The 12,200-nt window shown below is 72.7% G+C and carries 8 protein-coding genes; 6 read left to right on the top strand and 2 right to left on the bottom strand.

Annotated elements, in window-relative coordinates; genetic code table 11:
* Window positions 1-214: 214 nt before the first annotated feature.
* Window positions 215-1,402: a CAP domain-containing protein gene (locus E4U92_RS31380; RefSeq protein ID WP_137303821.1), complete on the bottom strand. Its 1,188-nt coding sequence runs from the start codon at window positions 1,400-1,402 to the stop codon at window positions 215-217.
* Between the two features lie 193 nt (window positions 1,403-1,595).
* Between E4U92_RS31380 and E4U92_RS31375 the strand changes: the two genes are divergently transcribed.
* The 5 genes from E4U92_RS31375 (at window position 1,596) to ftsY (ending at window position 9,362) form a co-directional block, all read left to right on the top strand.
* A complete protein-coding gene (locus tag E4U92_RS31375; RefSeq protein WP_137303820.1) occupies window positions 1,596-1,877 on the top strand; it encodes an acylphosphatase in 282 nt (93 codons plus the stop codon).
* Between the two features lie 379 nt (window positions 1,878-2,256).
* Window positions 2,257-2,460, top strand: coding sequence for a hypothetical protein (locus E4U92_RS31370; protein ID WP_067239026.1), 204 nt, complete (start codon window positions 2,257-2,259; stop codon window positions 2,458-2,460).
* Window positions 2,461-2,731: 271 nt separating this feature from the next.
* Window positions 2,732-6,298, top strand: a complete 3,567-nt coding sequence (gene smc, locus E4U92_RS31365) for a chromosome segregation protein SMC (protein WP_137303819.1) — start codon at window positions 2,732-2,734, stop codon at window positions 6,296-6,298.
* Window positions 6,299-6,556: 258 nt separating this feature from the next.
* Entirely contained in the window at window positions 6,557-7,975 is a 1,419-nt protein-coding gene (locus tag E4U92_RS31360) for a sugar porter family MFS transporter (protein ID WP_137303818.1), read from the top strand.
* Between the two features lie 178 nt (window positions 7,976-8,153).
* Window positions 8,154-9,362, top strand: coding sequence for a signal recognition particle-docking protein FtsY (gene ftsY / locus E4U92_RS31355; protein WP_137303817.1), 1,209 nt, complete (start codon window positions 8,154-8,156; stop codon window positions 9,360-9,362).
* Window positions 9,363-9,551: 189 nt separating this feature from the next.
* Here ftsY and E4U92_RS31350 read toward each other — a convergent pair whose 3' ends face one another.
* Window positions 9,552-10,208 carry a bifunctional DNA primase/polymerase gene (locus E4U92_RS31350; protein ID WP_137303816.1) on the bottom strand — a complete coding sequence of 219 codons (657 nt, stop codon included), beginning with the start codon at window positions 10,206-10,208 and terminating at the stop codon, window positions 9,552-9,554.
* A gap of 447 nt (window positions 10,209-10,655) precedes the next feature.
* Here E4U92_RS31350 and nsdA point away from each other — a divergent pair, with 447 nt between their 5' ends.
* Window positions 10,656-12,143, top strand: a complete 1,488-nt coding sequence (gene nsdA / locus E4U92_RS31345; RefSeq protein ID WP_137303815.1) for a transcriptional repressor NsdA — start codon at window positions 10,656-10,658, stop codon at window positions 12,141-12,143.
* The last annotated feature ends 57 nt before the right edge of the window (window positions 12,144-12,200 follow it).

Here is a 12,200-nt window from a genome sequence, read left to right as displayed (position 1 = left end):
CCATCGGAAACGGTTGGAAAGGCTGCCGCTCTTGACCGGTCGTCGTGACTGCCATCGCGTCAGAAACAACCGGAGGACTGCGCCTCCTGGAAGGAACCGCATGCAGGCCGATGCCGAACCGGTGGAACCCGCCGCCTTCGCGAGGACCCGTCACCCGGAGCAGTACCCGGCCACCAGGATCACCCTGCCGTGAAAGACCTGACCTGCGGTTGTCTCAGTAACCGAAGTCCTGGGTCCACCACGGGCCGCCCGGGCCCATGTGGACGCCCACTCCGAGGGTCTTGAAGTCGCAGTTCAGTATGTTGGCGCGGTGGCCGGGACTGTTCATCCAGGCCTCCATGACGGCGGCCGCGTCGGCCTGGCCGCGCGCTATGTTCTCGCCGCCCAGGTCGGATATCCCGGCCGCCGAGGCGCGGTCCCACGGCGTCTTGCCGTCCGGGTCCGTGTGGTCGAAGAAGCCGCGGGCCGCCATGTCGTCGCTGAACCGCGCCGCGAGGTCGGCCAGCGCGCTGTTCGCGGCCACCGGGCTGCACCCGACCTTGGCCCGCTCCTCGTTGACGAGGTTCAGCACCTGGGCCGCGGCCTGTGCCTCGGCCGAGACGGTGACCGGGGCGCTGGTCCGCTGCGGCGCCTTGGAGGCCGTCCTGGACGGAGTCGTCGCCGGCTGCTTCGGCTCCTTGGCCGACGGCGTCGCCGACGGCTCGCGGGACGCCGTCCCGGAGGGCGACGCGGACGGCGAGGCCGACGCCGAGGCCGGGGCCGACGCGGAGGCGGACGGCGAGACCGAGCGGCCCGCGCCACCCCGGCTGGTCGGCGCGGAGGCGCGGCCCTCGGTGGCGGCGCCCGACGTGCCGCCCTGCTCGGAGGCCGAGTTGGTCGGCGCACCGCCCGCCTGCACCTTGTCCCCGGTGCTGGTGCCCCCGCCGAGCTGGTAGTTCTCCAGACCCGGTACCACACCGGTGGCCACGGCCACCGTGCCGAGGGCCACCGCGGCGGACACGCCGAGCAGACCGGTCTTCACCGGTGTCGCGGCCCGCTTCCTGCGGCGGTGCCCGCGGCCGGCCCCGCGGTCGGGCGTGAAGCCGTCGTCGCCGTGGCCGCCGGTCGCGCGCCCGCCGTCACCGCCGCCGAACCCGTCGCCCGCGAGCACCGCGGTCTGCGGGCCGTCGCCGTACCCCTCACCGCGGCTGTCGTCCGTGGCGTACAGGTACTCGTGGCTCTTGGCGTACTCCTCGGCGTACGCCTCCGGGTTCAGGTAGGGCGCGATGCCCGGCGTGGGGCCCTCGCTCCCGTACGAGTCCCCCCGGGAGTGGCTCCGCGTGAACGGGCCCTTCGGCTGTGTGACCCCCGTGGCGCGGCCCGTGGCGGCGCGGCCGGCGTCGGAGCGTCGGTGGCGTCCCATGTCCTGGCCTTCCTCGTCCCTGCTGGCGACCCGAGCCCCTCGGTCAGTGACTCCTCCGGTCAATGACTCCTCATGGCCGACCAGACCCACTCGATCGAGTGAGTTTCATATGAGATTCATTGGGTGGGGACGGTACCGCATGACGCCCGGGGAGGATGTGTCGCGCGTGACATCGGCCGGTTAGGTTGCAGCCATGAGCGAGGATGCACGGCTGGTCGCCTGGGTGCGCGGACGGGTCCAAGGAGTGGGTTTCCGCTGGTTCACGCGGGCCAAGGCGCTGGAGATCGGCGGACTGAGTGGTTTTGCTCTCAATCTGGCCGACGGCCGCGTCCAGGTGGTCGCGGAGGGGCCGCGCGAGGGCTGCGAGGGCCTGCTGGCCTGGCTCCAGGGTGACGACACGCCCGGGCGCGTGGACGGCGTCACCGAGATCTGGGACACACCCCGCGGCGGCTACGACGGCTTCGCCATCCGCTGAGCCCGCCGCCCGGCCCGCGCCGCACCCGCCCCCGGACACCCTGCGCGCACGCCCGACTCCGGGAAAAGGAGCAGGTGGATGCCGAGAAAGGCTTGCGCCGCCGGACCGTGCACGCCAGGATGATCGCCACGCCCCGAGGGGCCCGCAGCAGTCGTCACGCCGCCGTTCCAGGCCGCGCACGCCGGGTCGCCCGCCAATACGGGGTGTGATCGTGTTGACCGTCAAACTTTTTGGTGAGACGCTGAAAGCACCCCGCGCACCCAGCTGTTTGGCATGGATGAACGGCAGCAGCAACACGGTCCTGCCAGGCATCGCGGGTGCATATCCCTCACGACCCACACCGCTTCGGTCGGTCACTCATTGTGGAGGACCATCCATCATGGCAAAGGCGCTTCTCGGTTACGTCGGCGGCTCCGACCCTCGACTCCTCGCCGAGATGCGACGGCTGCAGCAGCGCGTCCAGGACCTGGAATCCGAGCTCGGACGGATCCAGGCGGAGAAGGACGCCCTGCAGGCTGCCGCTTCTCACGACAGGATCGTGCAGAGCATCGACGCACACCAGGCGGAGCCTGCGCTCACCTGATCGCTGCACCCGCTCCACAACAGCACACGCAGCGGTTGGGATGTCCGTCATCAACCGCGTCGGACCGCTTCGTTGTCAGAGTTGCAAGGGACGCTTCGGCGTCCCTTCTTTCTGCCCCCGTCTCCGCTTCGAGCCGTCCGCCGCACCCCCGCCGGACTTCGCTGCTCCACACACCCTTCAGCTTCGTTAACGAAGGGTGTGCCCTGCGCGTTCACGCGTGAAACCGCGGGTTCATGGAGTGAGACACCCCCGGGAGGTAGAGTCCGGCGGCGTGCACCTCAAGGCCCTGACCCTCCGCGGCTTCAAGTCGTTCGCGTCGGCGACCACGCTCCGGTTCGAGCCGGGGATCACCTGCGTCGTCGGGCCCAACGGCTCGGGCAAGTCCAACGTCGTGGACGCGCTGAGCTGGGTCATGGGCGAGCAGGGCGCCAAGTCGCTGCGCGGCGGCAAGATGGAGGACGTCATCTTCGCCGGCACCACCGGCCGCCCCCCGCTGGGCCGCGCCGAGGTGTCCCTGACCATCGACAACTCCGACGGCGCGCTGCCCATCGAGTACGCCGAGGTCACCATCACGCGGATCATGTTCCGCAACGGCGGCAGCGAGTACCAGATCAACGGCGACACCTGCCGCCTGCTGGACATCCAGGAACTGCTCTCCGACTCCGGCATCGGCCGCGAGATGCACGTCATCGTCGGCCAGGGCCAGCTCGACTCCGTCCTGCACGCCGACCCCATGGGCCGCCGCGCCTTCATCGAGGAGGCGGCCGGCGTCCTCAAGCACCGCCGGCGCAAGGAGAAGGCGCTGCGCAAGCTGGACGCGATGCAGGCCAACCTCGCGCGCGTGCAGGACCTCACCGACGAGCTGCGCCGCCAGCTCAAGCCGCTGGGCCGCCAGGCCGCGGTGGCCCGCAGGGCGGCCGTCATCCAGGCCGACCTGCGCGACGCCCGCCTGCGCCTGCTCGCCGACGACCTCGTCCGGCTGCGCGAGGCGCTGCAGGCCGAGGTGGCCGACGAGGCCGCCCTCAAGGAGCGCAAGGAGGCCGCCGAGCAGGAGCTGCGCAGGGCGCTCCAGCGCGAGGCGCTGCTGGAGGACGAGGTGCGCCGGCTCACGCCCCGGCTGCAGCGCGCCCAGCAGACCTGGTACGAGCTGTCCCAGCTCGCCGAGCGCGTGCGCGGCACGATCTCCCTGGCCGACGCGCGCGTGAAGAGCGCCACCTCCGCCCCGCCCGAGGAACGGCGCGGCCGCGACCCCGAGGACATGGAGCGCGAGGCCGCCCGCGTCCGGGAGCAGGAGGCCGAGCTGGAGGCCGCCCTGGAGGCGGCGCAGCGGGCGCTGGACGACACGGTCGCCCACCGCGCCGAACTGGAGGGCGCTCTCGCCGCCGAGGAGCGGCGCCTGAAAGACGCGGCCCGTGCCCTCGCCGACCGCCGCGAAGGACTGGCCCGCCTCGGCGGGCAGGTCAGCGCGGCCCGCTCCCGCGCCGCCTCCGCGCAGGCCGAGATCGAGCGGCTGGCCGCCGCCCGGGACGAGGCGCAGGAGCGTGCCGCCCGCGCCCAAGAGGAGTACGAGGCCCTGCAGGCCGAGGTCGACGGCCTCGACGCGGGCGACGCGGAACTGGCGGACGGCCACGAGGACGCCAAGCGGCGGCTGGCCGGGGCCGAGGCCGCGCTGACGGCCGCCCGCGAGGCGGTCACGGCGGCCGAACGCAGGCGCGCGGCGACCCAGGCCCGGCACGAGGCCCTGGCCCTGGGCCTGCGACGCAAGGACGGCTCCGGCGCGCTGCTCGGCGCCCGCGACCGCCTCACCGGACTGCTCGGCCCGGCCGCCGAGCTGCTGAGCGTGGCCCCCGGGCACGAGGCCGCCCTGGCGGCCGCCTTCGGCGCGGCGGCCGACGCCCTCGCCGTGACCAGCCCGGGCGCGGCCGCCGAGGCCATCCGCCTCCTGCGCAAGGAGGACGCGGGCCGCGCCACCCTCCTCCTGACCGGCGCTCCGGAGGAACCAGCGCGGACCGGCCTGGCGGAGCAGGTGCCCGACGGCGCCCGGCCGGCCGCCGGACTCGTGCGGGGCCCCGCCGAGCTGATGCCCGCCGTACGGCGCCTGCTGCGCGGGATCGTCGTCGTCGGCACCCTCGAGGACGCCGAGGACCTCGTCCACGCGCGGCCCGACCTCACCGCCGTGACCGCCGAGGGCGACCTGCTCGGGGCGCACTTCGCGCACGGCGGGTCCGCGGGGGCGCCGAGCCTGCTGGAGGTGCAGGCGTCGGTCGACGAGGCCGCCGCCGAACTGGACGAACTGGCCGTGCGGTGCGAGGAGCTGACCACCGCCCAGCAAGCCGCGGCCGAGCGGCGCCGGGAGGCCGCCGCGCTCGTCGAGGAGCTGGGGGAGCGGCGCCGGGCCGCCGACCGGGAGAAGTCCTCCGTCGCCCAGCAGCTCGGCCGGCTCGCCGGGCAGGCGCGCGGCGCCGCCGGTGAGGCCGAGCGGTCCGCGGCCGCCGCCGCACGGGCGCAGGAGGCGCTGGACCGGGCGCTGGAAGAGGTCGAGGAGCTGGCCGAACGGCTCGCCGTGGCCGAGGAGATGCCGGTCGAGGAGGAGCCCGACACCTCGGTGCGCGACCGGCTCGCCGCCGACGGCGCCAACGCCCGCCAGACCGAGATGGAGGCGCGCCTCCAGGTCCGTACGCACGAGGAACGCGTCAAGGGGCTGGCCGGCCGGGCGGACTCCCTCGACCGGGCCGCCCGCGCCGAACGCGAGGCACGCGCGCGGGCCGAGCAGCGCCGGGCGCGGCTGCGCCACGAGGCGGCCGTCGCGGGGGCCGTCGCCTCCGGCGCCCGGCAGCTCCTCGCGCACGTGGAGGTGTCCCTCGCCCGCGCCGAGCGCGAGCGGGCCGCCGCCGAGGCCGCCAAGGCGCGCCGCGAGCAGGAGCTGGCCGCCGCCCGCACCGCCGGCCGGGACCTGAAGGCCGAGCTGGACAAGCTCACCGACTCGGTGCACCGCGGTGAGGTGCTGGGCGCGGAGAAGCGGCTGAGGATCGAGCAGCTCGAGACCCGCGCCCTGGAGGAGCTGGGCGTCGAGCCCGCGGGGCTCGTCTCCGAGTACGGCCCCCACCAGCTCGTGCCGCCGTCGCCGCCCGCCGAGGGCGAGGAGCTGCCCGAGGACCCCGGGCACCCCCGCCACCAGCCCCGCCCGTTCGTGCGGGCCGAGCAGGAGAAGCGGCTGCGCGCCGCCGAGCGGGCGTACCAGCAGCTCGGCAAGGTCAACCCGCTGGCGCTGGAGGAGTTCGCGGCGCTGGAGGAGCGCCACCAGTTTCTCAGCGAGCAGCTCGAGGACCTGAAGAAGACGCGCGCCGACCTGCTGCAGGTGGTGAAGGAGGTCGACGAGCGCGTCGAGCAGGTCTTCACCGAGGCCTACCGGGACACCGCCCGGGAGTTCGAGGGCGTGTTCGGCCGGCTGTTCCCCGGTGGCGAGGGCCGGCTGGTGCTGACCGACCCGGACAACATGCTGACCACCGGCGTGGACGTCGAGGCGCGCCCGCCGGGGAAGAAGGTCAAGCGGCTGAGCCTGCTCTCCGGCGGCGAGCGGTCGCTGACCGCGGTCGCCCTGCTGGTGTCGATCTTCAAGGCCCGGCCCAGCCCGTTCTACGTGATGGACGAGGTCGAGGCCGCCCTCGACGACACCAACCTCCAGCGGCTGATCCGGATCATGCAGGAGCTCCAGGAGTCCTCGCAGCTCATCGTGATCACGCACCAGAAGCGGACGATGGAGGTCGCCGACGCGCTGTACGGCGTGTCCATGCAGGGCGACGGCGTCTCGAAGGTCATCAGCCAGCGGCTCCGTTAGTTAGCCGCCGCCCATCCCGGGCACTTGGTCACTGTCGGAGCCCTGTCCGGACCCGCGCGGTCCGCCTCATGGCCCACCCCCTTCACTCATTCAAGAAATGAACACAGTGGCTCCTTCCAGTGCCTGTTACCTCACATTCAGCGTCTCTTGACTTCGAGAGATGAAGGCATAGGCTCTGCAACGTTGCTTTTACCTTCAGGTTTGACCTGGAAGGGCTCGCCCCCCAGCGGCAGCGTTGCCGCGGCCCGAGGAGAACACGTGACCAGCACAGCGCAGGCACCTCAGCCAGGAGCCAGGACGGCTCATCCCGATCATCTCGGGCATGTCATCTTCATCGCGGCGGCGGCCGCCATGGGCGGTTTCCTCTTCGGCTACGACAGCTCCGTCATCAACGGCGCCGTCGAGGCCATCCGCGACCGCTACGACATCGGCTCCGCGGCCCTGGCCCAGGTCATCGCCATCGCGCTGATCGGCTGTGCCATCGGTGCGGCGACCGCCGGCCGGATCGCGGACCGCATCGGCCGCATCCGCTGCATGCAGATCGCCGCCGTGCTGTTCACCATCAGCGCCGTCGGCTCGGCGCTGCCCTTCGCGCTGTGGGACCTCGCCTTCTGGCGCATCGTGGGCGGCTTCGCCATCGGCATGGCGTCGGTGATCGGCCCGGCCTACATCGCCGAGGTCGCCCCGCCCGCCTACCGCGGCCGGCTCGGCTCCTTCCAGCAGGCCGCGATCGTCGTCGGCATCGCCATCTCCCAGCTGGTCAACTGGGGCCTGCTCAACGCCGCCGGCGGCGACCAGCGCGGCGAGCTGATGGGCCTGGAGGCCTGGCAGGTCATGCTCGGCGTCATGGTGATCCCGGCCGTCCTCTACGGCCTGCTCTCCTTCGCCATCCCGGAGTCCCCCCGCTTCCTGATCTCCGTGGGCAAGCGCCAGCGCGCCCGCGAGATCCTGGAGGAGGTCGAGGGCAAGGACGTCGACTTCGACGCCCGGATCGACGAGATCGAGCACGCCATGAAGAGCGAGCACAAGTCGACCTTCAAGGACCTGCTCGGCGGCTCCTTCTTCTTCAAGCCGATCGTCTGGGTCGGTATCGGACTGTCGGTCTTCCAGCAGTTCGTCGGCATCAACGTCGCGTTCTACTACTCCTCGACGCTGTGGCAGTCGGTCGGCGTCGACCCGACGGACTCGTTCTTCTACTCCTTCACGACGTCGATCATCAACATCATCGGCACCGTGATCGCGATGATCTTCGTGGACCGCGTCGGCCGCAAGCCGCTCGCCCTCATCGGCTCGGTCGGCATGGTGATCGGCCTCGGCCTGGAGGCCTGGGCGTTCTCCTACCACCTCGTCGACGGCAAGCTCCCGGCCACCCAGGGCTGGGTCGCCCTGATCGCCGCCCACATCTTCGTCCTCTTCTTCGCCCTGTCCTGGGGTGTCGTCGTCTGGGTCTTCCTCGGCGAGATGTTCCCCAACCGGATCCGCGCCGCCGCCCTCGGCGTCGCCGCCGCCGCGCAGTGGATCGCCAACTGGGCCATCACCGCGAGCTTCCCGTCGCTGGCCGACTGGAACCTGTCCGGCACCTACGTGATCTACACGGTGTTCGCGGCGCTCTCCATCCCGTTCGTCCTGAAGTTCGTCAAGGAGACGAAGGGCAAGGCGCTGGAGGAGATGGGCTGACCCGCCCGCTTGAGCTCGAGGAGAGCGGCCAAGTCCCCGCTGCCCCTCTCCTCGTACCGTCCGCCGCCCCCGCCCCGGCCCCCGCCGGGACCGGGGGCGGCGGTGTGCGCACGGCGCCGTGCCCACGGTGCGCGGGCGGCGGCTCCGGGCGACAGGGGTCGCGCATACTGGACGGGTTATGGACATCGTCATCCTTGCTGTAGTCATCGCCGTGGTCGTGATCGGCGCGCTCGGCGGGCTCGTCGTCGGCAGTCGCCGCAAGAAGCCGCTGCCCCCGCCGCCGCCCACCGCTCCCGACATCACCGCGCCCCCGGCCGAGCCGCACGTCGGCGACGAGGCCGAGACGCCGCGCGACGAAGCGCGCCGCACGATCGAGGAGGTGGATCTTCCCGACGGCGGCGCCGCCACCGGGACAGCGGTCGAGGAACCGCCCGTCGTCGAGGCTCCGGTCATCGAGATCCCGGAGCCCACGGCCGGCCGTCTGGTCCGGCTGCGCGCCCGTCTGTCCCGCTCGCAGAACGCCCTCGGCAAGGGCCTGCTCACGCTGCTCTCGCGCGAGCACCTGGACGAGGACACCTGGGAGGAGATCGAGGACACGCTGCTGACCGCCGACGTCGGCGTGCTGCCCACCCAGGAGCTGGTGGAGCGCCTGCGCGAGCGCGTCCGGGTGCTCGGCACCCGCACCCCCGAAGAGCTGCGCGGCCTGCTGCGCGAGGAGCTCATCACGCTGGTCGGCCCCGACCTCGACCGCACCGTGAAGACGGAGCCCGCCGACCGCAAGCCCGGCATCGTGATGGTCGTCGGCGTCAACGGCACCGGCAAGACCACCACCACCGGCAAGCTCGCGCGCGTGCTCGTCGCCGACGGCCGTACGGTCGTCCTGGGCGCCGCCGACACCTTCCGGGCCGCCGCCGCCGACCAGCTCCAGACCTGGGGCGAGCGGGTGGGCGCCTACACCGTGCGCGGGCCGGAGGGCGGGGACCCCGCCTCCGTCGCCTTCGACGCGGTGAAGGAGGGCAAGGAGATGGGGGTCGACGTGGTCCTCATCGACACCGCCGGCCGGCTGCACACCAAGACCGGGCTCATGGACGAGCTCGGCAAGGTCAAGCGCGTCGTCGAGAAGCACGCCCCGCTCGACGAGGTCCTGCTGGTCCTGGACGCCACCACCGGGCAGAACGGCCTGGTCCAGGCGCGGGTCTTCGCCGAGGTCGTCGACATCACCGGCATCGTGCTGACCAAGCTGGACGGCACCGCCAAGGGCGGCATCGTCGTCGCGGTCCAGCGCGAGCTGGGCGTCCCGGTCAAGCTGATCGGCCTCGGCGAGGGCGCGGACGACCTCGCCCCGTTCGAGCCCGCGGCGTTCGTCGACGCCCTGATCGGCGACTGAGCCCCGCCGCCGCCCCGGCCGTGGTGCTCGGCCCGCCGGCGGCTCGTGACCGCGAAGAAGCGCCCGCTCCCCAAGGTGCAGTTGGGGAACGGGCGCTTCGCTGTGTGCCCTGACCGGGAAGCCGGGAAGCCGGGAAGCCGGGAAGCCGGGAAGCCGCAGCGGGCCGGGCGCGGGGGAGGGGCCGTCCGGTTACGCCCGCGACCGGTGGGCCACGTACGCCAGCGTGCCCAGCAGCAGCCGGGCCGCCGGAGGCCGGGTGGCCGTGTCCAGCTCGGGCGGGCGCAGCCAGTGGACCGGGCCCGCGCCCCCGCGGTCGGAGGGCGGCGCGGTGATCGCCGTACCCGGGCCGAGGCCGCGCAGGTCGAGGGAGGACGGGTCGTCCCAGCCCATGCGGTAGAGCAGGCCCGTCAGCTCGGCGGCGGCGCCGGGCGCGACGAGGAACTGCGCGCGGCCCTCGGGGGTGGCGACGACCGGGCCGAGCGGCAGGCCCATGCGCTCCAGCCGGACCAGCGCGCGGCGCCCGGCCGCCTCGGCCACCTCGATCACGTCGAAGGCGCGTCCCACGGGCAGCATCACCGAGGCGCCCGGGAACTCCGACCAGACCTTCGCGGCGTCGTCGAGGGTCGCGCCCGCCGCGAGCGTGGGGGCGAAGTCCAGCGGGTGCGCGCCGGGCGCGCCGCAGTCGGGACGGCCGCAGGAGCAGGCACCGGCCGCGGCCCGGGCGCCCGGCACCACGTCCCAGCCCCACAGCCCGGTGTACTCCGCGACGACCGTGCACTCGGACGAACGGGCGCGCCTGCGCGCGCCGGAGCGGATCTCGCGAATGCCGCCGATCGTGAAGCCCATGCCCCCTCCAACGGGTCCGCCGCACCGGTGGTTACGTAACGGACGCGGAACGTGACTCTCTGTATTTGTACCGGTCCCGGTGCCGGGTCCGGACGCGGCGCGTCGGAGCACTCGCGGTGGTACGCGGCGTGACGCGCGCCCCTCGGTGCATCGCTCCGCTCACTCCCGGCCGGTCTATGTCAAGTGAATCGCGAACGCGACACCCTGAGTTCATTCGAAGGGGTGGCGAATGGTGGCGTTTCCGGGATCGCCATGGCTGGAGGCGTGATCGTAGGATTACTGTGAGTGCACGAGGCCCGGGGGCACATGCACTTGCGGGTATGCCGGGGGCAAGTCGGCTTTCCGTTCGAAGGGTGAGAACCGCCGGACGGAGGGCCCCGCGGACCGGCATTCTGATAGGGCTTGGCGCACTCAGCGACAAGTGGTCTCAGGAATGGGGGCGTTCCAGTGAGCGGCAACGGCGGAAGCGGGACGAACGCTGCGAGCGCCGACAAGCGCCCCAACGAGCTCCTCACGTCGTGGTTCGTGCGCAGCGGCTGGTCCAAGGGCGAGCTGGCCCGCCAAGTCAACCGCCGAGCCCGCCAGTTGGGCGCCAACCACATCTCCACCGACACCTCGCGGGTCCGCCGCTGGCTGGACGGCGAGAACCCCCGCGAGCCGATCCCGAGGATCCTGTCCGAGCTGTTCTCCGAGCGGTTCGGCTGTGTCGTCTCCGTCGAGGACCTCGGCCTGCGCGCCACCCGGCAGCTCCCGTCCGCGACCGGAGTCGACCTGCCCTGGACGGGTCCGCAGACGGTGGCGCTGCTCAGCGAGTTCTCGCGCAGCGACCTGATGCTGGCGCGGCGCGGCTTCCTCGGGACGTCGCTGACCCTGGCGGCGGGCCCCTCCCTGATCGAACCCCTCCAGCGCTGGCTCGTGCCCAGCCCGTCCGCCCCGCGCCAGGAGACCGACGAGCCCCTGCCGACCAGCCGCGCCCGCGGCCGGCTCTCCAAGCCCGAGCTGGAGCTGCTGGAGTCCACCACCGTGATGTTCCGGCAGTGGGACGCCCAGTGCGGCGGCGGACTGCGCCGCAAGGCCGTCGTCGGCCAGCTCCACGAGGTCACCGACCTGCTCCAGGAGCCGCAACCCGAGGCCACTGCCAGGAAGTTGTTCAAGGTCGCCGCCGAACTGGCCGAGCTGGCGGGCTGGATGAGCTACGACGTGGGGCTCCAGCCCACCGCGCAGAAGTACTTCGTCCTCGCGCTGCACGCGGCCAAGGAGGCCGGCGACCGTCCGCTCGGCTCGTACGTCCTGTCCAGCATGAGCCGTCAGATGATCCACCTCGGGCGGCCCGACGACGCGCTGGAGCTCATCCACCTCGCGCAGTACGGCAGCCGGGACTGCGCGAGCCCGCGCACCCAGTCGATGCTGTATGCGATGGAGGCCCGCGCCTACGCCAACATGGGCCAGCCCGGCCGGTGCAAGCGGGCCGTGCGGATGGCCGAGGACACCTTCGCCGACGCGGAGGAGTGGGACGAGCCGGACCCCGACTGGATCCGCTTCTTCTCCGAGGCCGAGCTGCACGGCGAGAACAGCCACTCCTTCCGCGACCTCGCCTACGTGGCCGGCCGCAGTCCCGCCTACGCCTCCCTCGCCGAGCCGCTGATGCGGCGCGCCGTCGACCTCTTCGCCGAGGACCGCGAGCACCAGCGGTCCTACGCGCTCAACCTCATCGGCATGGCCACCGTGCACCTGCTGCGCGGCGAACCCGAGCAGTCCACGGCCTACGCGGTGGAGGCCATGGGCATCGCCAAGAAGGTCCGTTCCGAACGCGTCAACACCCGTATCCGAAAGACCGTGGACACCGCCGTGCGGGACTTCGGCGACCTCAGCGAGATCGTCGACCTCACCGACCGGCTCGCCGTCGAACTGCCCGAGACCGCCGAGGCGGTCTGACCGCCGCACCACCCCTGAGCCCCGGCCGCGGCCGGCCCTCCCGAACAGCCCGACTCG

The sequence above is a fragment of the Streptomyces galbus genome (assembly GCF_005280195.1).
Taxonomy (GTDB): Bacteria; Actinomycetota; Actinomycetes; order Streptomycetales; family Streptomycetaceae; genus Streptomyces; species Streptomyces galbus.
Note: the sequence above shows the minus strand (reverse complement) of the source record. Positions and strands in the feature narration are given on the sequence as shown.

Coding starts and splice junctions, on each gene's coding strand:
- E4U92_RS31380 (WP_137303821.1), bottom strand. CDS start 1,402: ATGGGACGCCACCGACGCTCCGACGCCGGCCGCGCCGCCACGGGCCGC.
- E4U92_RS31375 (WP_137303820.1), top strand. CDS start 1,596: ATGAGCGAGGATGCACGGCTGGTCGCCTGGGTGCGCGGACGGGTCCAA.
- E4U92_RS31370 (WP_067239026.1), top strand. CDS start 2,257: ATGGCAAAGGCGCTTCTCGGTTACGTCGGCGGCTCCGACCCTCGACTC.
- ftsY (WP_137303817.1), top strand. CDS start 8,154: ATGGACATCGTCATCCTTGCTGTAGTCATCGCCGTGGTCGTGATCGGC.
- E4U92_RS31350 (WP_137303816.1), bottom strand. CDS start 10,208: ATGGGCTTCACGATCGGCGGCATTCGCGAGATCCGCTCCGGCGCGCGC.